This is a genomic window from Nocardia crassostreae (assembly GCF_001613405.1).
GTDB classification, from domain to species: Bacteria; Actinomycetota; Actinomycetes; order Mycobacteriales; family Mycobacteriaceae; genus Nocardia; species Nocardia crassostreae.
The window spans coordinates 183,376-206,146 of record NZ_BDCH01000015.1 but is presented as its reverse complement, the minus strand read 5'-3'; the positions used below and the strand labels follow the sequence as shown (position 1 = coordinate 206,146).

The following is a 22,771-nucleotide window of genomic DNA, read 5'->3' as shown; positions in this document are numbered from 1 at the left end:
TTCGGTGGCCGCGCTGCCGTGCGAGCGGCGCGGCCACCGTGCCGAGGCGGGCCCGTCAGCGGCGCAGGCGTTCCAGCAGCCCGAGCGCGGTCGCCAAGGTCGCGTAGACCGAATCGCAGACGTACATGAGGTCGATGAAGAAATCGTCGAATCCGGTGTCGGCGGCGACCTGTTCGATGGTGTCGGCAACCAGGCTCATGTCGGTGCCCGCCGCGACATTCACGCGCACGATCGTGGAGATGGCCTGTGGATCGCGCCCGGCCGTCACGGCGGCTTGGTCGATGACGGCCCGCAGCTGCAGCAACTGCTTGCCCCATCCGGGCGGGCCGGGCACCGGCACCACCGGCAGCCAGCCGTCGCCGCGCCGCCCGATGCGCGCCAGGCCCTCGGCGCTGAACGCGCCCAAGTGAATCGGCGGCCGCGGCCGCTGCACCGGCTTCAATTCGCTGCGATGCTCCGGCACCGTCACGAACCGTCCCCGATATCCGGCCGGATCGGTGGTCCTGATGGCTTCCAGGGCGTCGAGGGTCTCGTCCAGGCGCGCCCCGCGGTGCGTGAACGGCACCCCGGCCGCCTCATACTCCTCCGGCGACCACCCGATCCCGAAGCCCGGCACCAGTCGGCCATTGCTGGCCACATCCAGGGTGGTCAGCGACCGTGCCAGCAGGGCGGGCGGGTGCAGCGGCGCGATCAGCACATTGGTGCCCAGCCGCACCCGCTCGGTGTTCGCCGCGGCCAGCCCGAGCACCAGGAACGGATCCAGCACGAGATTGAACTCGTCGGGAATGGTGTCCTTGCCCGCGTAGCCGACCTTCGGATTGGTGGCCGCGATCAGCCGCTCACCCACCCAGAGGCTGTCCGCACCCGCGCGTTCGAGTTCGCCCGCCAACCGCGCGATCTTCGCGCCTTCGCGTGCCTGCGGACCGTGCTGGGAGAGAGAAGCCGATTTTCACGTCTTCCTGGATACCAGAGGATGTCCCGCGCCCCCGCGGCGGCGGAGCGCGCGGTGATGCACGCATGATGGGATCGTGAGCGAACATAAAGACCGCATGCTGGCTGGCGAGCTCTACCGCGACAACGATCCCGTCCTCGTCGCCGAGCGGCAGCGGTGTCAGCAGCTGCTGGACAAATTCCATGCGACCGGCGCGGGGGAGGACGCGCAACGCCGCACCATCCTGGAGGATCTGCTCGGCGCGATCGGGGAGGGTTCGTGGATCATGCCGCGTTTCCAATGCGACTACGGGTATCTGATTCGCCTGGGCGACAACAGCTTCCTCAACTACGACGCCATTCTCATGGACTGCGCGCCCATCACCATCGGCAATGATGTCTCCATCGGCCCGCGCGCCCAACTGCTGACCGCCTTGCACCCGATGGAGGACCACGAGCTGCGTCGCCAACGCTGGGAAACCGCCGCGCCCATCACGATCGGTGACAATGTGTGGCTGGGTGGCGGAGTGATCGTATGCCCCGGCGTGACCATCGGCGCGAACACCGTTGTGGGCGCGGGCAGCGTCGTCACCAAGGACCTGCCCGAAAAGGTGTTCGCCGCTGGCAATCCCGCCCGCGTCATCCGCACCCTGTGAGTCTCGCGAAAGTCACTGTCCGGCAACGGATCAACGACTGTCACGCTGCACAAGAGCGCGATCCGTTCTCGAGCGCATTGCCGTAGTGACAGGATGCCCGGCGGCCCGCTACCGTCTCAGACAACGCGCCCGCGTGGTGGCGGGCCGCATCGGCAAAGGAGCCGAATCATGGCGCATCCGCACGACTTGTCGTCGACCTCGCCCGCCGCGCGCGGCATTGCCCTCCCGCCGAATGCGCGGTTCCCGCTGCAACCGGTCCGGTATCCGCGTATCCATCTGCATCGCGGCGCCGGAATCGAGTTGAGCGACGGCACGATTCTCTCCGCCGACATCACCCGCCCCGCCGACCGGCACGGCGCACCGGTCACCGATCCGTTGCCCGCCGTCATTACCCTCACGCCGTACAACAAGACGCTGATGACCCGCGCCAATCCGCTCATCAATGTGGTGTCGGCATTCGGGCCGCTGGTCTACCGCGTCGTCCCGCCCTCCTCCCACGGCCGCGCGGGCGGCCGGGAAATGCTGCGCGCCCTCGGCGGCGGTGCGCTGGAATCGGTGCGCGCCAGCCGAACTCTGGTCTCGCGCGGCTATGTGCACGTCGCCGTGGACGTGCACGGCACCGGAACCTCCACCGGTCGTATGGAGATCATGTCCGAGCGCGAGCAGCGCGACCATCTCGAAGTCCTCAACTGGGTGCGTGAGCAGCCGTGGTGCGACGGCGATCTGGCCATGACCGGCATCTCCTACCTGGCCATCACCGCGCTGCAGACCGCCGGGCATCGCCCGCCCGGCCTGAAGGCCGTCTTCGCGCTCGCCGGCTCCGAGGACCCCACCCGCGACATCATTCCCACCGGCGGAGCCCAATCCACGTTCACCCTGGCCTGGTTCGCCGCCGTCAATGGCATGAAGTGGCTGCCGTCGGTGCCCGGCCTGTTGAAATCCGGTGCCGCCCCGCGCTATCTGCGTGATCGCCTGGCCAGTCCTTTCACCCGCCTGTCCGATATCGCCGGAGCCATGGTCGACGACCGGCATCGCGAGCACTACTACAACGACGACGCGCGCGCCCGCCGTCCCGATCTGGAGAACTTCACCGCCGCCACCTGGATCCACGCGGGTTGGCACGATGTGTTCGCCCGCTCCGCGCCAGCCCTGCACCGGCGTCTCCAACTGCCTTCCGGCGCAGCCCAACTCGTGGTCGAGGACAGCTATCACGTCGGCCCCGGCACCGGTTTCGGCAGTCCGGATCACCCGCAGCGCCTCGACGAGCTGCAATGCGCCTTCTTCGACCGCTGGGTGAAGGGCATCGACAATGGCATCGACGCCTATGGGCCGGTCACCGTGCGCCAGCTCGGCGGCGACTGGGTCAGCCGCGACGACTACCCGCATCCCGCCGCCCGCGTGCACACCTGGCAGCTCTCGGCGCACTCCAGCGGGACCGCCCCGCACGCCGCCTCCGACGGCTCTCTCGGCGCGCACCCGGACCGGTACACGCATCGAATTCGCCTGCCCCGCAAGCGCCCCACCATCGCCTCGCAGACCAGCAGCTGGATCCTCATGGGCCTGCCCACCCTGCTCGGCCGCGACTGGTCGGTCGACGACCGCGCCCACGAGGCCGCGGCCGCCACCTTCACCAGCGAGCCCATGCTCGCCGACCTGCTCGTCTCCGGCCCGCTCAACTTGCACCTGCGGGTGGTCACCGGCGGCGCCGACGCCTTCTGGGCCGTCACCGTCTGCGATGTCGGCCCCGACGGCGCCTCCACCGTCATTGCCCGCGGCGCCCTGCGCTCCACCCGCCGCGCCATCAACGAAACCACCAGCGACTACCGCGACGGTGAACTGCTCGTCCCCGACCACCCGCTGACCGCCGAGTCCGTCCTCCCGGTGAAACCCGGTCTCCCACACGATCTCGATATCGACCTCACACCCACCGAAGCGGTCCTGCGCACCGGCCACCGGCTGCGGGTGGCGGTCACGCGTACCAGCTGGCCTCGCTATTTCCTGACCCCGGCCGTCTCCCGCCACATCGAGGACCAGACCATCGTCCTCGACCCCCGCCACCCCAGCCGCCTCACCTTCCTCGCCACGCCGCTGGCCACCGAAATCCCTGGCGAATCCGCCTGATTCGCTATTTCAGGTCGGCGAGGAGATCATCGAGCGCCGTCTCGAGGGCTTCGGCATTGGCGGGCGTGAACCAGGTCGTGCGGATGCGCTCATTGCTGCCGTTGGGCGTCTTGTGATCGGCCGCTAGCCGGTGCAACGACCGGGTCTCGTCGCTCAGCGACCGGCCGACGCCCTGAAAGAGGCTGCGCACGTAGCCATCCGCGTCGTCGGCGGCGATGCCGTGCCCTGCCGCCCAGGAGGCGAGGGTGGCGAGATAGGAGTAATGGGTGGTCAGGGTTCCGGTCAGTGCGGAGAGCACGTTGAAGGCCGCCTCATCCGCCACCGGAAGCGCCCCGCCGAGTCCGTCGAACAGCGAATCCACCACCGGATGCGACGGATAGGTCACCGTGACCGAGCGCCGGTCCCGGATGGCGGGCAAGGGAATCGCCCGCACCAGCGGCGCGTCGGTGCCCAATGTCGCACGCAGGTCGTCGTTCCCGACGCCCGCCATCACATTGATCACGATCTTGTCCGCGCCCACCCGCAGTCCCGCGAGCGCCTCGTGCCGGTCCGCACGCCGCACGGCAATCAACACCAGCTCCGAACGGTCCACCACCTCTTGGTTATCGGCGCACACCCGGACGGCTTCGTATCGCCCGGCCAGTTCCGCGGCCGCCCGGGCACCGCGCGGGGAGAGGAACACCTCCGGCGCGTCGTCGTCTCCACCCAGGAGCCCGTCCACGATCGCCCGCCCGATCTCGCCGACCCCGATAATGCCGATCCGCTTCACTCTCGTGTCCCTCCGTACTGCTCGGTTGTCACGTGCCTCCAGTAGTGTGACTGCCCGGCGCCGGATGCGAAAAGGCCCGCCGCGAATCGCGGCGGGCCTTTCGGGGATGCGGGTCAGCGGGTGAGGGTGGCGGCCTTGTCGGCGAGGTCCAGCAGGGGCTGGGGGAAGATGCCGAGCACCAGGGTGGCCGCCGCGGTCAAGGCGATGACCGTGGTGGTGAGGGTCGGATACACGAGAGTCGGTGGGGTGGTGGGGGGATCGGTGAAGAACATGAGGACGATGACGCGGATGTAGAAGAAGGCGGCAATGGCGCTGGTGACGACGCCGACGATCACCAGGGGTACCGCGCCGCCCGAGGACGCGGCCTCGAAGACCGCGAACTTCGCGATGAAGCCGCTGGTCAGCGGGATGCCCGCCATGGACAGCAGGAACAGGGAGAAGATGCAGGCGAGCCAGGGGGAGCGGCGGCCCATGCCCGCCCAGGCGCGCAGCGCCGTCGCCTCGTCGCCGTTCTCGTCGCGGACGAGGCTCACCACGGCGAAGGCGCCGAGCGTGCCGAGGCCGTAGACCGCCAGATAGAACAGGGTGGAGGACACGCCCGCGTCATTGGCGGCGACCAGGGCGGTGAGAATGAAACCCGCATGCGCGACAGAGGAATACGCCAGCATGCGCTTCATATCGGTCTGCGTGATGGCCAGCACCGCGCCGACCACCATGGTGGCGATGGCGACGGCCGCGAGAATGGGCCGCCAGTCGTCGCGCAGGCCGGGTACCGCGATGTAGAGGATGCGCAGCAGCGCCCCGACCGCCGCGATCTTGGTGGCCGCGGCCATGAAGGCCGTCACCGCGGTGGGCGCGCCCTGGTACACATCGGGCACCCAGGACTGGAACGGCACCGCGCCGATCTTGAAGAGCAGGCCGACCGCCAGCATCGCCACACCGAGAATGGCCAGGGTGTGCGAGTCGGTGGTGTCGCGGGCGACCGCGTCGGCGATACCGGAGAACCGGACGGTCTCGGCATAGCCGTAGAGCAGGGCCATGCCGTAGAGGAAGAACGCCGACGAGAACGCGCCCAGCAGGAAGTATTTCAGCGCCGCTTCCTGGGACAGCAACCGGCGGCGCCGTGCCAGCCCGCACAGCAGATACAGCGGCAGCGAGAGCACCTCGAGCGCGATGAACATGGTCAGCAGGTCGTTGGACGCCGGGAAGAGCATGAGCCCGGCGACCGCGAACAGCATGAGCGGGAAGACCTCGGTGGTGGCGACTCCCGCTCGGGTGGCGGCGATTTCGTCGGAGCTGCCCGGCGTGGCGGCCGCCTGCGGGGTGAACGCGTCCACCCCGCGTGAGGCCGTCAGACTCCAGGTGCCCGGACCTTCCCGGCGAATCGGCATCCGATCCGCGCGGCGTTCGGCGATGAACAGAACACCGAGGATGGAAACCACCAGAATGGCGCCCTGCAGGAACAGGGTCACCCCGTCGATGGCCACCGCGCCGACCGCCGCGGTCGAATTGGTGCCGCGCAATCCGATGACCGCGCCGAGCGCCACACCCATACCGCCCAGCGCCAGAATCACCTGCACCAGATAGCGGGATCGCCTGGGCGCGAACGCTTCCACCAGCACCGCGGCGACCGCGACCCCAAAGACGATGAGCATGGGGGAGAGCTCACGGTATTCGATGGGCGGCGCGGGTACCGCTGCGGCGAGCCGCATATCCGGCGCTGCTGCGGTGAGGATCAGGGGTGCACTCATTTGTGTCCGCCTCCTGGTTGCGTCTGGGCGGCCTCCGGTTGCACCGCGGGCGCCGGATCGTGCTGGCCGATGGTGGTGAGGGTGTGGGCCACGGCCGGATCGATGGTGTCCAGTACGGGTTTCGGATAGAAGCCGAGGAACAGCAGCGCGCCGATGAGCGGCACCACCACCACGAGTTCGCGGGGGAGCAGGTCGTAGAGGCGTTCGTTGCCGGGCTTGACCGGACCGGTCATCATCTGCTGGCACATCCACAGCACGTACAGCGCGGCCAGCACCAGCGCCGACTCGGCGAAGACGGCGGCGACCGGGTAGCGGGTGAATGTGCCGATGAGGACCAGGAATTCACTCACGAACGGCGCCAGCCCGGGCAGCGACAGCGTGGCCAGACCGGCGATGAAGAAGGTTCCGGCCAGCACCGGCGCCACCTTCTGCACCCCGCCGTATTCGGCGATGAGCCGGGTTCCCCTGCGCGACACCAGGAATCCGGCGATGAGGAACAGCGCCGCCGTGGAGATGCCGTGGTTGACCATGTACAGCGTCGCCCCGGTCCCGCCCTGGGTGGTGAGCGCGAAGATGCCCAGAATGATGAACCCGAAGTGCGAGATCGAGGTGTAGGCGATGAGCCGCATGACATCGGTCTGCCCGATGGCCAGCAGCGCGCCGTAGATGATGCCGATCACCGCGAGCACGCTGATCACCGGCGCGTAGTAGGAGGACGAATCCGGGAACAGCAGCAGGCAGTAGCGCAGCATGCCGAAGGTGCCGACCTTGTCCACGATGGCCATCATGAGCACCGCGCTGGCCGGGGTGGCGGCCACGGCGGCATCGGGCAGCCAGGTGTGCAGCGGCCACAGCGGCGCTTTCACCGCGAACGCGAACATGAATCCGAGGAACAGGGCGTTGAGCACCACCGGCCCGGCGCCCAGCTGCCCGGAGTTGGCGGCCTCCATGACGGCCCGGAAATCGAAGGTCCCGTTGCCGTCCTTGCCGAGTCCCTCGCGCGCGGTGAGCACATACAGCCCGATGACCGCCGCCAGCATGATGAGCCCGCCGAACAGGTTGTACAGCAGGAACTTCACCGCCGCCCGCGAGCGCTGCGCTCGGATGGCCGCATCCTCGGCGCGCGGCCCGAAGCCGCCGATGAGGAAGTACATCGGGATGAGCATGACCTCGAAGAACACGTAGAACAGCAGAATGTCCAAGGCCACGAAGGAGATCAGCACCATGGCCTCGACGACCAGGGTGAGCGCCATGTAGTAGTGCGCGACCCGCCGCCCGGAGCCGACCTCCCGCTCGTCCTGCCATCCGGCGAGTATGAGCAACGGCACCAGTCCGGCGGTGAGCAGCACCAGCACCAGCGCGATGCCGTCGAGCCCGAGGGTGTATCCGGCCCCGGAAGCCGGTATCCACTGGTGGGATTCGACGAACTGGTAGTGCTCCCCGCCGGGTTGGAATTCGACGGCGAGTCAGATCCCGACCCCGAGCGTGCCCAGCGAGACCGCCAGCGCGAACGACCGCGCCGCCGTCCGCCACGCGACGGGGAACAGCAGTACCAGCGCGGCTCCGGCCAGCGGAACCACCCACAGCGTTGTCAGCCAGGGAAAGTCACTCAAAACAACCTCACCGCCAGCAGGGCGGCGGCCACCAGGGCCGCGCCGGTGAACATGGACAGGGCGTAGGAGCGCACGAAACCGGTTTGGACACGGCGGATTCGGCCGGACAGTCCGCCGATGACGGCGGCGGTGGTGTTGACCAGTCCGTCGATGCCGCGATTGTCGACGAACACCAGCGAGCGGGTTAGATGCTGGCCCGGCCGCATGAAGGCGGCTTCGTTGAAGTCGTCGCCGTAGAGGTCCTTGCGCGCGGCCTCGGTGAGCGGCGTGCCCGCCAGGGCGACCTTCGGGATCTCGTGGTGCGCGTACTGGTCGTAGGCCACCCACACGCCCGCGGCCACGACGGCCAGGGCGAAGAAGGTGATGGCCCACACCGGGATGATGGGTTCGCCGTGATGGGAGCCGACCACCGGTTCCAGCCAATTCTGCAGTGCCGAACCGTAAGCCAGCAGCCCGCCGGAGGCGACGGACCCGATCGCGAGGAGGATCATGGGCCCGGTCATGGAGGCGGGCGCCTCGTGCGGATGGGTGCCTTCCTTCCAGCGCCGTTCGCCGAAGAAGGTGAACAGCATGACGCGGGTCATGTAGAAGGCAGTGATGCCCGCACCGGCGAGGGCCGCCAATCCGGTGACGATGCCGCCGAATCCGCCGTGCGCGAAGGCCGCTTCGATAATCCGGTCCTTGGAGAAGAAGCCCGCGAAGGGCGGCACTCCGAGGATGGCGAGATAGCCGAATCCGAAGGTGACATAGGTGATCGGCAGCAGCTTGCGCAGTCCGCCGTAGCGCCGCATATCGGTTTCGTCGTCCATGGCGTGCATGACCGAGCCCGCGCCGAGGAACAGTCCGGCCTTGAAGAATCCGTGCGTGAGCAGATGCATGATGGCCGCGGCATAGCCGACCGGTCCGAGACCGGCGGCCAGGATCATGTACCCGATCTGGCTCATGGTCGAGGCGGCGAGGGCCTTCTTGATGTCGTCCTTGGCGCAGCCGATGATCGCGCCGTAGAGCAGCGTGACCGCACCGACCGCCATGACCGCCGCCTGCGCGCCGGGCGCGAGATCGAAGATCGGCCCGGAGCGTGCGATGAGGTACACACCGGCGGTGACCATGGTGGCCGCGTGGATGAGCGCCGACACCGGGGTCGGACCCTCCATGGCGTCGCCGAGCCAGGATTGCAGCGGCACCTGCGCGGACTTGCCGCACGCGCCGAGCAGCAGCAGAAGTCCGATAGCCGTGAGGGTTCCGCTCCCCGCTTGATCGGCCGCCCCGAACACCGTCTGGAAGTCGACGGAACCGAAGGTCGCGAACATGACCATGAGGGCGATGGCGAGTCCCATATCGCCGACGCGGTTGACGATGAACGCCTTCTTGGCCGCCGTGGCGGCCGAGGGCTTGCGGTACCAGAACCCGATGAGCAGGTACGAGGCGAGACCCACGCCCTCCCAGCCCAGGTACAGCACCAGGAAGTTGTCGGCCAGGACGAGCACGAGCATGGCCGACAGGAACAGGTTGAGGTAGGCGAAGAATCGCCGCCGTTCCGGATCATCGGACATGTACCCGATGGAGTAGATGTGGATGAGCGAGCCGACCCCGGTGATCAGCAGCGCGAAGCACATCGACAGCTGATCCAGTTGCAGCGCGAAATCCACCTCGAGCCCGGTCACCGGCACCCAGCTGAACAGGTTGTAGTGCACGGCCCGTTCGGGATCGGCGCGCCCGAGCATCTCGGTGAACGCCCACGCCGCCACCCCGAAGGACGCCAGCGCAATCACGCACCCGAGCAGATGCCCCCACTTGTCGCTGTATTTGCCGAGCAGCAGCAGGAGGACGGCCCCGGCCAGGGGCAGTGCGGGCAGCAGCCACAGCATCATCTGTGCGGTATCCATGTCAGTACCGCAGCAGGTTGGCGTCGTCGACCGAGGTCGAGCGGCGGGCGCGGAAGATGGTCATGATGATGGCCAGGCCGACCACGACCTCGGCGGCGGCGACCACCATGGTGAAGAAGGCGAACACCTGCCCGTCGAGGTTGCCGTGCAGCCGGGCGAAGGTGACGAAGGCCAGGTTCACGGCGTTGAGCATGAGCTCGATGCACATGAATACGACGATCGCATTGCGCCGCACCAGCACCCCGGCCGCGCCGATGGTGAAGAGCAGGGCGGAGAGATACAGATAGTTGTCCGGGTTCACCGCAAGCCTTCCTCGTGGGAGTCGTCGCCGTCCGCGTCATCGCCGGAGTCGTTGTGGCCATTGCCGTTGCCGACCGAGAGCATGGCGGCTTCCTCGTGCGCGCGGTCGCGGCGATGCCGCAGGATGGTGCTGACCGAGAGCTCTTCGAAGGAGCTGTCCGGCAGCCGGGCGGGCGCGTCGACGGCATTGTGGCGGGCGCGTGGGCAGCGGCGTGACCCGCTTGCCCTCGCGGAAGCGCTGTTTGGACAGTTCGCGCTGATCGGTGCGCGGCCCGAACCGTTCGCGGTGGGCGAGCACCATGGCCCCGATGGTGGCGGTGATGAGCAGCGCGCCGGTCAGCTCGAAGGCCCAGATGTATTGCAGGAAGATCAGTTCCGCGAGCGCCCCGATGGTGTTGTCGCCGCCCAGGCCCGGCCCGGTATCGGCGACGTTCGGTGCGGACATGCCGCGCGCGATGGCGGCGATGAGCAGCATGCCGAATCCGACGCCGACAATGAGCACCGCCAGCCGATGCCCGCGCAGCGTCTCCTTGAGCGATTCCGAGGAATCCACGCCGACGAGCATGAGCACGAACAGGAACAGCATCATGACCGCGCCGGTGTAGACGACGATCTGCACGACGCCCAGGAACAGCGCGCTCTGGGCGATGTAGAACACCGACAGCGTGATCATGGTGGCGGCCAGGCACAGTGCCGAGTGCACGGCCTTGCGCGCGCTCACCATGCCCAGCGCCCCGACCACGGCGATGACGGCGAGAATCCAGAACATGACGGCCTCGCCGGTGCCGGTGTGGGTGACCAGTTCCTGCGCCGGTTGCGCCTGATTCGCGAGCGAGTGGACCGTGCTCATGCCTTGGTCCCCCCTTCGGCTCCGGCGAGTTCGCTTGCCGCGCCGGGGACTTCACCGCGGTAGTAGGAGCCCTCGTCCGCACCCGGGTACATGGCGTGCGGCGGCGCGACCATGCCCGGCTCCATGGGGGCGAGGAGGTTCTTCTTCTCGAGAATGAGGTCGGCGCGATTGTCGTCGGCCATCTCGTACTCGTTGGTCATGGTGAGCGCCCGGGTCGGGCAGGCCTCGATGCACAGGCCGCAGCCGATGCAGCGCAGATAGTTGATCTGGTAGACCCGTCCGTACCGCTCACCGGGGGAGAAGCGTTCGGTCTCGGTATTGTCCGCGCCTTCGACATAGATGGCGTCGGCCGGGCAGGCCCACGCGCACAGCTCGCAGCCGATGCACTTCTCGAGTCCGTCGGGATGCCGGTTGAGCTGATGCCGTCCGTGATAGCGCGGCGCGGTCGGCGTCTTCACCTCTGGATACAGCTCGGTGTTCGGCTTCTTGAACATGGTGGCCGCGGTGACCGCGAAGCCGCCCAAGGGTTCCAGCAGACCGGGTTTGGGTCCCTTGGCCGGTGGCTCGGACGGCATGGGCGGCACCGGGAAATCGGAGTACATGGCGGTCGCGTCCGCATCGGGTGCGGCCGCGGTGCGGTCGTCGCCCGCGTGCCCGGACCGCAGCACCAGGCCGATGAGCAAGAGCGCCAACACGATGCCGCCGATGACCATGCCCGGCGTCTGCACGTTCATGCCCTCGTTCTGCAGCACCCGCAGCGTGGCCACGAACATGACCCAGGCCAGGGAGACCGGAATGAGCAGCTTCCAGCCCAGGTTCATGAACTGGTCGTAGCGCATGCGCGGCAGCGTGCCGCGCAGCCAGATGAACACGAACAGGAACGCCCACACCTTGGCGGTGAACCACAGCATGGGCCACCAGCCGGAGTTGGCGCCCGCCCACAGGCTGATCGGGAACGGCGCGTGCCAGCCGCCGAAGAACAGCGTGGTGGCCAGCGCGGAAACCGTTGCCATATTGATGTATTCGGCCATCATGAACATGGCGAACTTGAGCGAGGAGTACTCGGTGTGGAAGCCGCCGACCAGTTCGCCCTCGGACTCGGGCAGGTCGAAGGGCGCGCGGTTGGTCTCGCCGACCATGGACACCGCGTAGATGAGGAACGAGGGCAGCAGCAGGAAGACGTACCAGGTCCCGGACTGTGCGTCCACGATGCCGGAGGTGGACATGGTGCCCGAGAGCAGGAACACCGCCGCGAAGCACAGCGCCATGGCGATCTCGTAGGAGATGACCTGCGCGGTGGAGCGCAGCCCGCCCAGCAGCGGATAGGTGGAGCCCGACGCCCAGCCCGCCAGCACGATGCCGTACACGCCGACCGAGGCCATGGCCAGGATGTAGAGCACGCCGACCGGCATATCGGTGAGCTGCAAGGGCGTGTTCACCCCGAAGATGGACACCTCGGGCCCGAACGGAATGACCGCGAACGCCATGACGGCCGGGATCAGCGAGATCACCGGCGCCAGAATGAAGATCGGCTTGTCCACGATGGCCGGGACGATGTCCTCCTTGAGGAGCATCTTCACGCCGTCGGCAATGGATTGCAGCGACCCGCGCGGGCCGACCCGGTTGGGTCCGACGCGCATCTGCATGTACGCCACGATCTTTCGTTCGGCGTACACCGCGAGCATCGGAATCAGCAGCAGGAAGATGAAGATGCCGATGGATTTGACCACCACCAGCCACCACGGATCGTGGCCGAACATACTCAGATCACTCACGGTGGTCCTCCCGTCGGATGCGCACGAGGTGTCCGGGTGTGGTGCCGAGCTGCACCAGCACGTCGGAGCCAGGGGAATTCATGGGCAGCCACACCACCCGCTGGGGCATCTCGGTAATGACCAAGGGGAGGGTGATCTGGCCGTGATCGTTGCTGACCGTCACCGGATCGCCTGTGGCGGCGCCGATTTCGGCGGCGGTGGCGGGGGACAGGCGCACCACCGGCGGGCGCGCGGTGCCCGCGAGATTGGGTTCGCCGTCCTGCATCTTGCCGCGGTCGAGCAGCATGCGCCACGACGCGAGCAGCGCGGTGCCCGAGGAGGGCAGGGCAATGGGATGCGGCCGGTGTACCGGGGTGGCGGCGGCCGGTCCGTTCCAGGCGCTCAGATCCGCGAGTTCGGCACGGGCGCTGGCCGCATCGGGCAGGCCGAGCGCAATGCCCATCTCCTGCGCGATGGCGTCGAGCACCCGGTACTCGGGCATGGGCGCGGCCTCGCGGCGCACGGTGGCGTCGCGCAGCGCGGCATCGAATTGGCGGTGACGGCCCTCCCAGGTGAGGAAGGTGCCGGTCTTCTCCATGGCGGAGGCGACCGGGAACACCACATCGGCGCGATCGCTGATATCGCTGCGCCGCAACTCCATGCTGACCACGAAACTGGCGGCGTCGATGGCCTGCAAAGCGGCATGCGGATCGGGCATATCGCCGACCTCGACCCCGGCGATGAGCAGTGCGCCCAGCGTCGGCGCGGCGGCCAGAATGGCTCCGGTGTCGCGACCGGGGACGGCCGGGAGGTCCTCGACGCCCCAGGCGTCGCGCACCTGCTGGCGCGCATCGGCATCGGCGACCGGACGGCCGCCGGGCAGCAGCACGGGCAGGGCTCCGGCTTCGAGGGCTCCGCGTTCCCCGGCGCGACGCGGGACCCAGGCCAGCCCGGCCCCGCTCTCGTCGGCGAGGCGCGCGGCGGCCGCGAGCCCGCCGGGAATGCCGCCGAGCCGTTCGCCGACCAGGATGACGGCGTCGGGCTGCCGCAGCATGGCGGCGACGAGTTTGATGTCCTCGTAAGCCAGTGTGCTGGAATCGGTTTCGCCGGTGCGCAGCGCCTCGATGTGATGCGGTTCGGTGCCCGGCGCGGTGGGCAGCAGGGTGCCGGACATGCGCTGCAGACCCCGCGTGGAGTACGGGGCCAGGGAGTAGACGGCGGTCGATCCCTTGCGGGCCGCCTTGCGCAGCCGCAGGTACACCATCGGCGATTCCTCTTCGGGCTCGAACCCGACGAGCAAGACGATGGGCGCGCGTTCCAGGGCCGCGTAATCGACGGTCACGCCCCGGCCCGCGATCTTGGCGGCCAGGAAGTCGGCTTCCTCGGCGGAGTGCTCGCGCGCGCGGAAGTCGATGTCATTGGTGCCCAGGGCGACTCGAGCGAACTTCGAGTACGCGTAGGCGTCCTCGAGGGTGATCCGCCCGCCCAGCAGCACACCGGCATTGCCGTGCGCCGAGGCGAGCCCGCGCGCGGCCGCGGCAATGGCCTCCGACCAGGAGGCGGGTTGCAGGCTGCCGTCCGAGGACCGCACCAGGGGCGTGGTCAGCCGGTCCCGCTCGGTGGCGTAGGTGAAGGCGAATCGCCCCTTGTCGCAGTTCCATTCCTCATTGACCTGCGGATCGTCACCGGCGAGGCGGCGCATGACCTTCCCGCGCCGGTGATCGGTGCGCTGGGCGCAGCCGGAGGCGCAGTGCTCGCACACCGCCGGGCTCGACACCAGGTCGAACGGCCGCGCCCGGAAGCGGTAGGTGCTGCCGGTGAGCGCGCCCACCGGGCACACCTGCACGGTATTGCCGGAGAAGTAGGAGTCGAACGGCTCCCCGTTCGCGATGCCGACCTGTTCGAGCGCGCCGCGATCCATGAGCTCGATGAACGGGTCACCGGCGATCTGCTGGGAGAACCGGGTGCAGCGCGCGCACAGCACGCAGCGTTCCCGATCGAGCAGAATGGCCGAGGACAGCGGAATCGGTTTGGGATAGGTGCGTTTCACCCCGTCGAACGGTGATTCGGCGCGCCCGTTGGACATGGCCTGGTTCTGCAGCGGGCATTCGCCGCCCTTGTCGCACACCGGGCAGTCCAGGGGGTGGTTGATGAGCAGCAGCTCCATCACGCCCTCTTGCGCCTTCTCGGCCACGGGGGAGGTGAGCTGGGTGTGCACCACCATGCCGTCGGCGACCGCCATGGTGCAGGACGCCACCGGCTTGCGCTGGCCTTCCACCTCGACGATGAACTGGCGGCACGCGCCCACCGGATCGAGCAGCGGATGGTCGCAGAAGCGGGGGATCTGAATGCCGACGAGTTCGGCGGCCCGGATCACCAGTGTGCCCGCGGGCACGGAAATCGTTGTGCCGTCGATGATTACGCTCACCATATCGGTGGGCGTGACGCCGCCGCCGGTGGTGGAGTTGGCTGTGGCTGTCATCGCACTCCTTCAGCCCAGGCGGTGGACCGGGCCGGGTCGAACGGGCAGGCGCCGAGGCGGATGTGCTCGGCATACTCGTCGCGGAAGTACTTCAGGGAGGAGAAGATCGGGCTGGCCGCGCCGTCGCCGAGGGCGCAGAAGGATTTGCCGTTGATGTTGTCGGCGATATCGAGCAGCTTGTCCAGATCGGTCTCGTCGCCGTGGCCGTTCTCCAGGCGTTCGAGGAGCTGGACCAGCCAGTAGGTGCCCTCGCGGCAGGGGGTGCACTTGCCGCAGGATTCGTGGGCGTAGAACTCGGTCCAGCGCAGCACCGCGCGCACCACACAGGTGGTGTCGTCGAAGATCTGAAGCGCCTTGGTGCCCAGCATGGATCCGGCGGCGGCCACACCCTCGTAGTCGAGGGCGACGTCGAGATGTTCGGCGGTGAAGATGGGCGTGGAGGAACCGCCCGGGGTCCAGAACTTGAGGGTGTGCCCGGAGCGGACGCCGCCCGCGTATGTCAGCAACTCCCGCAGGGTGATTCCGAGGGGCGCCTCGTATTGTCCGGGTCTCGTCACGTGACCGGAGAGCGAGTACAGGGTGAAGCCCGGCGACTTCTCGGTGCCGAAGGAGCGGAACCAATCCACGCCATTGGCGATGATCGCCGGAACCGACGCAATGGATTCCACATTGTTGACCACGGTCGGGTAGGCGTACAGGCCCGCCACGGCCGGGAACGGGGGACGCAGGCGCGGCTGGCCGCGGCGGCCCTCGAGGGAATCCAGCAGCGCGGTCTCCTCACCGCAGATGTAGGCGCCCGCACCGGCGCGCACCACGATTTCCAGGTTGTAGCCCGAACCCTGGATATTGCGGCCGACATAGTCTGCGGCATACGCCTGTTCGACCGCGGCCTGCAGGCGCCGCAGCACCGGGACGACCTCGCCGCGCACATAGATGAAGGCGTGCGAGGCGCGAATGGCGAAGGCCGCGATGATCACTCCCTCGATGAGGGTGTGCGGGGCGGCCAGCATGAGCGGAATGTCCTTGCAGGTAACGGGTTCCGACTCATCGGCATTGACCACCAGATAGTGCGGCTTCACGGTGCCGTCCGGGCCGGGGCCCTGCGGAATGAAACCCCACTTCATACCGGTCGGGAAGCCCGCGCCGCCGCGACCGCGCAGACCGGAGTCCTTGACGGTGGCGATCACCTCGTCGGGATTCATCTTCAGCGCCTTGGGCAGCGCCCGGTAGCCGCCCTGGCGGCGGTACGCCGCCAGGGTCCAGCCGTCGGGATCGGCCCAGTGCTTGGACAGGACGGGGGTGAGGGCAGTGCTCACTGGGCGCCTCCGTCGGTGGAATCCTGTTCGGCCACATGCAGACCGGCGAGGGTGGCGGGTCCGGCTGCGCCCTCGGTGGCGCCCGGGCGGGCATCCGGGAATCCGGCCAGAATGCGGGCGGTCTCGCGGAAGGTGCACAGTGGAATCCCGCTGCGCGAGCCGGTCACCTGCTCGCCGCGGCGCAGGTCGTCGACCAGTTTGCGCGCGGATTCCGGAGTCTGGTTGTCGAAGAACTCCCAGTTCACCATCATGACCGGCGCGTAGTCGCAGGCGGCGTTGCATTCGATGTGCTCGAGGGTGACCGCGCCGTCGGCGGTCGTCTCCCCGTGCCGAATGCCCAGGTGCTCCTTCAGTTCCGCGAAGATCTGGTCCCCGCCCATGACCGCGCACAGCGTATTGGTGCACACCCCGACGTGGAAGTCGCCGGTGCGGTTGCGCCGGTACATGGAGTAGAAGGTCGCGACCGCGGTCACCTCGGCATTGGTCAATCCGAGCTGCTCGGCGCAGAATTCGATGCCGGTGCCCGACACATAGCCCTCCACCGACTGCACCAGGTGCAGTAGCGGCAGCAGCGCCGAGCGCGAATGCGGATAGCGCTCGATGATCTCGGTGGCTTCGAGCTGCAGCCGGTCGTGCACCTCCTGCGGGTACGGGATCGGCCGGGTCGTCAGGTTCAGCAGAATCTCTGTCATCGGTCGACACCGCCCATCACCGGATCGATACTGGCCACCGCGGCAATGACGTCGGCGACCATGCCGCCCTCGCACATGGCCGCCACCGCTTGCAGATTCGTGAACGACGGGTCGCGGTAGTGCACCCGGTAGGGCCGGGTGCCGCCGTCGCTGATCATGTGCACGCCCAGTTCGCCGCGCGGGGATTCCACCGCCACGTACACCTGGCCGGGCGGCACCCGCAGGCCCTCGGTCACCAGCTTGAAGTGGTGGATGAGGGCTTCCATGGAGGTGCCCATGATCTTGGAGATGTGCTTGGGGGAGTTGCCGAGACCGTCGGGGCCCAGTTCCAGGTCGGCGGGCCAGGCGATCTTCTTGTCCTCCACCATGATCGGGCCGGGGCGCAGCCGGTCCAGGCACTGCTCGACGATCTTGAGCGATTCCTTCATCTCGTTGACGCGAATGAGATAGCGGCCGTAGCAGTCACAGCCGGTATCGGTCATGACGTCGAACTCGTAGGTCTCGTAGCCGCAGTAGGGCTGGGCCTTGCGCAGATCGTGGGGCAGCCCCGTGGAGCGCAGCACCGGGCCGGTGATGCCCAGCGCCATGCAGCCGGTGAGGTCCAGGTACCCGACATTGCGGGTGCGGGCCTTCCAGATGGGGTTCTCGTTGAGCAGCAGCTCCAGATCGCGCAGTCGTTTGGGCATGAGCGCCAACAGGTCCCGGACCTTCTGTTCGCCGTCGTCGGGCAGATCCTGGGAGACGCCGCCGGGGCGGATGTAGGCGTGGTTCATGCGCAGACCGGTAATGGTCTCGAACACGTCGAGGATGAGTTCGCGCTCACGGAAGCCGAACAGCATGGGCGTCAGCGCGCCCAGCTCCATACCGCCGGTGGCCAGGGCCACCAGATGCGAGGAGATGCGGCTGAGTTCCATGAGCATCACGCGAATCACCGTGGCGCGCTCGGGAATATCGTCGGTGATGCCGAGCAGCTTCTCCACGCCCAGGCAGTACGCCGTCTCGTTGAAGAACGGCGAGAGGTAGTCCATGCGGGTGACGAAGGTGGTGCCCTGCACCCAGCTGCGGTATTCGAGATTCTTCTCGATACCGGTGTGCAGATAGCCGATGCCGCAGCGGGCCTCGGTGACGGTCTCGCCCTCGATCTCGAGAATCAGGCGCAGCACCCCGTGCGTGGAGGGGTGCTGGGGGCCCATGTTCACGACGATGCGTTCCTCGGCGACCCCGTCCAGGGTCGCGGAGATCTCGTCCCAGTCGTTGCCGACCAGGGTGACCGTGCGCTCCGGCCGTTCCGAGGTCTCCGACGGGGACTGAATGTCGGTGCCGTTCATTAGGAGTAAGCCCTCCGCTCGTCGTGCGGCGGGATGCGCGCGCCCTTGTACTCGACCGGGATCCCGCCGAGCGGGTAGTCCTTGCGCTGCGGATGCCCGCGCCAGTCGTCGGGCATGGCGATGCGGGTCAGCGAGGGGTGACCGTCGAAGAGGATGCCGAAGAAGTCGTAGGTCTCCCGCTCGTGCCAATCGCAGGTCGGGTACACCGAATACAGCGACGGCAGATGCGGATCGGCATCGGGGACCGACACCTCGAGGCGCACCCGGCGGTTGTGGGTGATGGAGTTCAGGTGATACACCGCGTGCAGTTCACGGCCGGTGTCGTCGGGGTAGTGCGCGCCGCTCACGCCCAGGCACAGCTCGAAGCGCAGGGCCTCGTTGTCGCGCAGCGTCTTCGCCACCAGCGGCAGGTGTTCGCGGCGCACGTGCAGGGTGAGCTCGTCGCGGAAGACCACGATCTTCTCGACGGCGTCGGTGAACCGCACGCCGCCGGTGCTCTCCAGCACGCGGTGCAGGACCGCGACCAGTTCGTCGAAGTAGCCGCCGTACGGGGGCGGGGTGCCGCCGGGCAGGCTGATGGTGCGCACCAGGCGGCCGTAGCCGGAGGTGTCGCCGGTGCCGGAGACGCCGAACATGCCCGTGCGCACGCCGATCACCTCGTCGGCTGGGGCATCGGCTTCCGTTGCGCCGGATGGGTTCTCGGCGGCTTCGGGATCGACCGGCCGATCCCCGTGTTGGTCGTTCACCGTGTCCTCCGGGGGGCTCTCCGTGCCTGCCGGTGTATCGAAGGTCATCGCAGCAGCCCCTTCATCTGAATGGTGGTGGGGCTGGCGAGCGCGGCGGCCTCGGCGGCGTGAACGGCTTCCTCGCGATTGACGCCGAGCGGCATTTCCTGAATCTTCTCGTGCAGCTTGAGAATCGCGTTCAACAGCATCTCCGGCCGCGGCGGGCAGCCGGGCAGGTAGATGTCGACCGGGACGACATGGTCGACGCCCTGCACGATGGCGTAGTTGTTGAACATGCCGCCCGAGGAAGCGCAGACGCCTATGGCCAGCACCCATTTCGGTTCGGTCATCTGGTCGTAGACCTGGCGCAGCACCGGGTCCATCTTCTGGCTCACCCGGCCCGCCACGATCATGAGATCGGCCTGGCGCGGGGAGGCGCGGAACGCCTCCATGCCGAAGCGGGCGATATCGAATCGCCCGCCGCCGGTGGCCATCATCTCGATCGCGCAGCACGCCAAGCCGAATGTGGCGGGCCACAGCGAACTCTTGCGCAGATACCCGGCCAGATCTTCCACCGTGCTCAGCAGGAACCCGCTGGGCAGTTTCTCCTCGAGACCCATATCGGACTACATCTCCCGTGGCTCATCCCCGCCTGCGGGCGGGGAGCTGTATCGAATCCCCTGAGCGCCAATCAGTCCCAGCTGAGTCCGCCTCGTTTCCACTCGTAGGCGTAGGCGACCGAGACATTGAAGATGAACAACGCCATGGCGACCAGCCCGAACACCCCGAGCGAGTCGAAATGCACCGCCCACGGGTAGAGGAACACGATCTCGATGTCGAAGATGATGAACAACATCGCGGTGAGGTAGTACTTCACCGGAAAGCGTTGCCCGGCAGCATTTTCCGGGCCGCCCGCCACGGCGTGCGGGGTCGGCTCGATACCGCATTCGTAGGGCTCGAGCTTGGCCCGGTTGTAGCGCCTGGGGCCGATGAGGGCCGCTAGCCCCACCGAGAACAACCCGAACGCGGCGGCTACCGCGCCGAGCACAAGCGTCGGCACCTCGATATTCACTGCGACAACCCCTCCTGCGAACTGGACGCGTACGGACGGCAGCTGCCGAGGCGGGCCGACATCGTCGTCTGCCGTGCCAGTCACACCCCAGGGCGCCGCTCATCGACGACACGGGACTTCGGGGACTGACGCGGCGGCTCCACTGATACCGATCCCGCGCTCGTGTGAGCTACGGCACAGCCTACAACTCGGACGACAACATACATGACGTTTCGCGGGGGGTGTTTGATCGAATTCGGAACGGTCTTTTATGACCGATTGGACGGAATCGCGAATGTCACGTGACGTCGAATGCCCGTTCCGCGGGCATGTTTACGGCCGGGACCCATGAGGGATCCCGGCCGGAAGAAGAGCGCCTCGGCCGCGGCTCACGCCGCCGAGCGACTCCGGAGCACACCGAGCACCGCATCGGTGAGCCGGATCGGATCGATGGGATGCGAGACCGCCGCATCCGCGCGCGACCAATTGGCCAGCCAGACATCGTCGGGACGGCCGGTGAGCACCACGATGGGCGGGCAGTAGGCGATCTCGTCCTTGAGCTGCTTGGCCAGCCCGAGACCGCCGGTGGGGGCGGATTCGCCGTCCAGGATCAGCAGATCCGGATCGTGCGCGTCCAGGCGCTCGACCACGACCGGACCGGTGGCCACCTCGAGGTATTCGATGGGCGGCAGGTCCGGATGCGGGCGTCTGCCCAGGGCCAGCATGACCTGGCTCCGGGTATCGGCGTCATTGCTGTAGACGAGAACCCGCACCGCGGCGGGACGTTTCGCATCGGCCACGTTCCGCATGCTACGTGCCCGGGTGGTCCCCGCGTGGCAGCTTCGCCCGAACCGGTGCGCGCGTCGCGGCGTCTGCCCGGTGAAACGAGAGGTTCGCGGGCTGCCTCACAAGTTGACGGCAATCGAATACCAAGTCGCGACCGGTACCATCCGGCGAATGAGGGGAGATCTCACGCAACGGCTCATTGCGACCGATGTGTGGACCGATGAGATGGTGGGGGAGGCCGGAATTCCGGTGATCGACGTTCCGCTGGTGAGCGTTGGGAGCGGGATCGGGTCGTTCGCGCTGTTCGACAGGTTGCGCATCTACGGGGTGCCCGCCGCGGCCATGGCGGTGCTGGGGCCGCAGTAGGTGCCGTGGGGGTTCTATGAATATCTGACGCGGGTATCGCAGATTCCGCGCAGGGAAAGGCTGCGCAGCGATTCCACGGGGACGCCGGACAATATCTGGGGATTTCCCAGTTATGCGGTGCGCGAGGCGATTGCCGAGAAGACGCTGAAGCCTTTGTGGAATGTGTTGGTGGAGCCCGTTTTCGCCACCTACTTCACGCCGCGGGCGGGGCAGGTGTTCGTGGCGATGGAGCGCGAATACCATCGCGTGGACTATGCGCGGTCGCTGTACAAGGGGCAGGTGCGGATGGTGCGCAAGCGTCACGGCGGGGGGTACTTCACCATTCTCACACCGCCGGAGGGGGCGGCCGCCACGAAGCGAATCGCGTTCCGCAGCAACTATGTTCACGTCGCCGTCGGGTATCCCGGGCTGCGGCTGCTGCCGGATCTACAGGACTATCGGGAGAAGTACCGGGATCCGACGCGGGTGGTGAACGCCTACGAGCCGCACGAGTACGTGTATCAGGCGCTGCAACGGCGGCCGGGGACCGTCATGGTGCGCGGGGGCGGCATTGTTGCCAGCCGGGTGCTGCAACGGCTCATCGACGATCGGGATCGGCTGCGGCTCAATACCCAGATCCTGCACCTGTTCCGGACCTATGTGGCCGGGGCGCACGGGCCGAGCATCTTCATGCGCCGCCGCGGCGGGCACGGGTGGGCGTATCAGGGCTTCAACTGGCCCAAGGAGACCTGGGGCGGGCAATACAAGCAGCGGCTGCGCAAACTGGAGGGCCGCGAGCGCGCCAACATGCTCAACATCATGGGCGGCACCAATACTCCGATCCGGAAGAACTGGCAGGAACAGCTGAAGCGGGGGCGCACCCAGGGCTGGTATCAGATCATGGTCGGCACCGTGCGCGAGCTGAAACCCGACCGCACCCGCCCGGGGGTGCTGACCACCGTGCTGCCGGACAATCACGCGCCCTTGCCCTTCCAGCAGCCGGACCGCCCCACCGATGTGCACGCCGACTACATCATCGACTGCACCGGTCTGGAAGCCGATATCCGTGAACACCGCCTGCTCGCCGATCTGCTCGATCACACCGGGGCCGGGCGCAATCCGCTGGGGCGCCTCGATGTGGACCGCACCTTCGAACTCATCGGCACCCGCAGCGGGACCGGACGCATCTACGCCGCGGGCAGCGCCACTCTCTGCGGCTACTACGCCGGTGTCGACACCTTCCTCGGACTGCAATACGCCGCTCTGGAAATCTCCGACGATCTGGCCGCCCAGGGTTTCTGCCCGCGTTTCGGCCCGCTGCGTTCGTTGCGCCAGTGGCGCCTGTGGGTGATGAACAAGAAGATCGGTTCCTGACTTCGGCTCACCCGGGCTGCCGAATCCGGCGAGGATTCTGGT

15 protein-coding genes and 4 pseudogenes are annotated in these 22,771 nt (G+C 67.7%); 3 read left to right on the top strand and 16 right to left on the bottom strand.

Going from position 1 to position 22,771, the window contains the following annotated elements:
• Positions 1-55: 55 nt before the first annotated feature.
• Positions 56-901, bottom strand: a pseudogene (locus tag NC4_RS16160) (TIGR03619 family F420-dependent LLM class oxidoreductase); the annotation flags it as partial.
• A 127-nt stretch (positions 902-1,028) separates the two neighbouring features.
• Between NC4_RS16160 and NC4_RS16155 the strand changes: the two are divergent.
• Both NC4_RS16155 and NC4_RS16150 read left to right on the top strand, forming a co-directional pair.
• Positions 1,029-1,586 carry a sugar O-acetyltransferase gene (locus NC4_RS16155; protein WP_067538608.1) on the top strand — a complete coding sequence of 186 codons (558 nt, stop codon included), beginning with the start codon at positions 1,029-1,031 and terminating at the stop codon, positions 1,584-1,586.
• A 168-nt stretch (positions 1,587-1,754) separates the two neighbouring features.
• Entirely contained in the window at positions 1,755-3,707 is a 1,953-nt protein-coding gene (locus NC4_RS16150) for a CocE/NonD family hydrolase (RefSeq protein WP_169814813.1), read from the top strand.
• A gap of 4 nt (positions 3,708-3,711) precedes the next feature.
• Here NC4_RS16150 and NC4_RS16145 read toward each other — a convergent pair whose 3' ends face one another.
• The 15 genes and pseudogenes from NC4_RS16145 to NC4_RS16075 all read right to left on the bottom strand — a co-directional run bounded on the left by NC4_RS16145 (position 3,712) and on the right by NC4_RS16075 (position 21,033).
• Complete coding sequence (locus NC4_RS16145; protein WP_067538605.1) at positions 3,712-4,476, bottom strand: NAD(P)-binding domain-containing protein; 765 nt, start codon at positions 4,474-4,476, stop codon at positions 3,712-3,714.
• A gap of 113 nt (positions 4,477-4,589) precedes the next feature.
• Entirely contained in the window at positions 4,590-6,227 is a 1,638-nt protein-coding gene (gene nuoN / locus NC4_RS16140; protein WP_067538603.1) for an NADH-quinone oxidoreductase subunit NuoN, read from the bottom strand.
• Positions 6,224-7,840 (bottom strand): annotated as a pseudogene (locus NC4_RS16135) (NADH-quinone oxidoreductase subunit M). Before NC4_RS16135 ends, nuoN begins: the two are co-directional and overlap by 4 nt.
• On the bottom strand, positions 7,837-9,708 hold the full coding sequence (nuoL, locus tag NC4_RS16130; protein ID WP_174566858.1) for an NADH-quinone oxidoreductase subunit L: 1,872 nt from the start codon (positions 9,706-9,708) through the stop codon (positions 7,837-7,839). The pseudogene NC4_RS16135 and the gene nuoL overlap by 4 nt, the downstream one beginning before the upstream one ends.
• Before the next feature lie 19 nt (positions 9,709-9,727).
• Entirely contained in the window at positions 9,728-10,027 is a 300-nt protein-coding gene (nuoK, locus tag NC4_RS16125) for an NADH-quinone oxidoreductase subunit NuoK (RefSeq protein WP_067538598.1), read from the bottom strand.
• Positions 10,024-10,876 (bottom strand): annotated as a pseudogene (locus NC4_RS16120) (NADH-quinone oxidoreductase subunit J). Before NC4_RS16120 ends, nuoK begins: the two are co-directional and overlap by 4 nt.
• Positions 10,873-12,636 (bottom strand): NADH-quinone oxidoreductase subunit NuoH, encoded by a 1,764-nt coding sequence (gene nuoH / locus NC4_RS16115; RefSeq protein WP_067538595.1) that lies wholly within the window; start codon positions 12,634-12,636, stop codon positions 10,873-10,875. The pseudogene NC4_RS16120 and the gene nuoH overlap by 4 nt, the downstream one beginning before the upstream one ends.
• 7 nt (positions 12,637-12,643) lie before the next feature.
• A complete protein-coding gene (locus NC4_RS16110) occupies positions 12,644-15,112 on the bottom strand; it encodes an NADH-quinone oxidoreductase subunit G (RefSeq protein WP_067538593.1) in 2,469 nt (822 codons plus the stop codon).
• Positions 15,109-16,428 (bottom strand): NADH-quinone oxidoreductase subunit NuoF, encoded by a 1,320-nt coding sequence (gene nuoF / locus NC4_RS16105; protein WP_067538590.1) that lies wholly within the window; start codon positions 16,426-16,428, stop codon positions 15,109-15,111. Before nuoF ends, NC4_RS16110 begins: the two co-directional genes overlap by 4 nt.
• Entirely contained in the window at positions 16,425-17,120 is a 696-nt protein-coding gene (nuoE, locus tag NC4_RS16100) for an NADH-quinone oxidoreductase subunit NuoE (protein ID WP_067538587.1), read from the bottom strand. The genes nuoF and nuoE overlap by 4 nt, the downstream gene beginning before the upstream one ends.
• Positions 17,117-18,448: an NADH dehydrogenase (quinone) subunit D gene (gene nuoD, locus NC4_RS16095; RefSeq protein ID WP_067538584.1), complete on the bottom strand. Its 1,332-nt coding sequence runs from the start codon at positions 18,446-18,448 to the stop codon at positions 17,117-17,119. Before nuoD ends, nuoE begins: the two co-directional genes overlap by 4 nt.
• A complete protein-coding gene (locus tag NC4_RS16090; RefSeq protein WP_067538764.1) occupies positions 18,448-19,194 on the bottom strand; it encodes an NADH-quinone oxidoreductase subunit C in 747 nt (248 codons plus the stop codon). The genes nuoD and NC4_RS16090 overlap by 1 nt, the downstream gene beginning before the upstream one ends.
• 44 nt (positions 19,195-19,238) lie before the next feature.
• Positions 19,239-19,793 (bottom strand): NuoB/complex I 20 kDa subunit family protein, encoded by a 555-nt coding sequence (locus tag NC4_RS16085; protein WP_067538581.1) that lies wholly within the window; start codon positions 19,791-19,793, stop codon positions 19,239-19,241.
• A gap of 71 nt (positions 19,794-19,864) precedes the next feature.
• Positions 19,865-20,245, bottom strand: coding sequence for an NADH-quinone oxidoreductase subunit A (locus NC4_RS16080; RefSeq protein ID WP_067538578.1), 381 nt, complete (start codon positions 20,243-20,245; stop codon positions 19,865-19,867).
• Between the two features lie 368 nt (positions 20,246-20,613).
• Positions 20,614-21,033, bottom strand: coding sequence for an Rv3143 family two-component system response regulator (locus NC4_RS16075; protein ID WP_067538575.1), 420 nt, complete (start codon positions 21,031-21,033; stop codon positions 20,614-20,616).
• Positions 21,034-21,181: 148 nt separating this feature from the next.
• Between NC4_RS16075 and NC4_RS16070 the strand changes: the two are divergent.
• A pseudogene (locus tag NC4_RS16070) lies at positions 21,182-22,729 on the top strand (hypothetical protein).
• The last annotated feature ends 42 nt before the right edge of the window (positions 22,730-22,771 follow it).

What these genes read in the sequence shown, in the direction of transcription:
- NC4_RS16110 (WP_067538593.1), bottom strand. Translation starts at nt 15,112, where the DNA reads ATGACAGCCACAGCCAACTCCACCACCGGCGGCGGCGTCACGCCCACC.
- NC4_RS16075 (WP_067538575.1), bottom strand. Translation starts at nt 21,033, where the DNA reads ATGCGGAACGTGGCCGATGCGAAACGTCCCGCCGCGGTGCGGGTTCTC.
- NC4_RS16085 (WP_067538581.1), bottom strand. Translation starts at nt 19,793, where the DNA reads ATGGGTCTCGAGGAGAAACTGCCCAGCGGGTTCCTGCTGAGCACGGTG.
- NC4_RS16150 (WP_169814813.1), top strand. Translation starts at nt 1,755, where the DNA reads ATGGCGCATCCGCACGACTTGTCGTCGACCTCGCCCGCCGCGCGCGGC.
- nuoH (WP_067538595.1), bottom strand. Translation starts at nt 12,636, where the DNA reads ATGTTCGGCCACGATCCGTGGTGGCTGGTGGTGGTCAAATCCATCGGC.
- nuoL (WP_174566858.1), bottom strand. Translation starts at nt 9,708, where the DNA reads ATGCTGTGGCTGCTGCCCGCACTGCCCCTGGCCGGGGCCGTCCTCCTG.
- nuoE (WP_067538587.1), bottom strand. Translation starts at nt 17,120, where the DNA reads ATGACAGAGATTCTGCTGAACCTGACGACCCGGCCGATCCCGTACCCG.
- nuoN (WP_067538603.1), bottom strand. Translation starts at nt 6,227, where the DNA reads ATGAGTGCACCCCTGATCCTCACCGCAGCAGCGCCGGATATGCGGCTC.
- nuoD (WP_067538584.1), bottom strand. Translation starts at nt 18,448, where the DNA reads ATGAACGGCACCGACATTCAGTCCCCGTCGGAGACCTCGGAACGGCCG.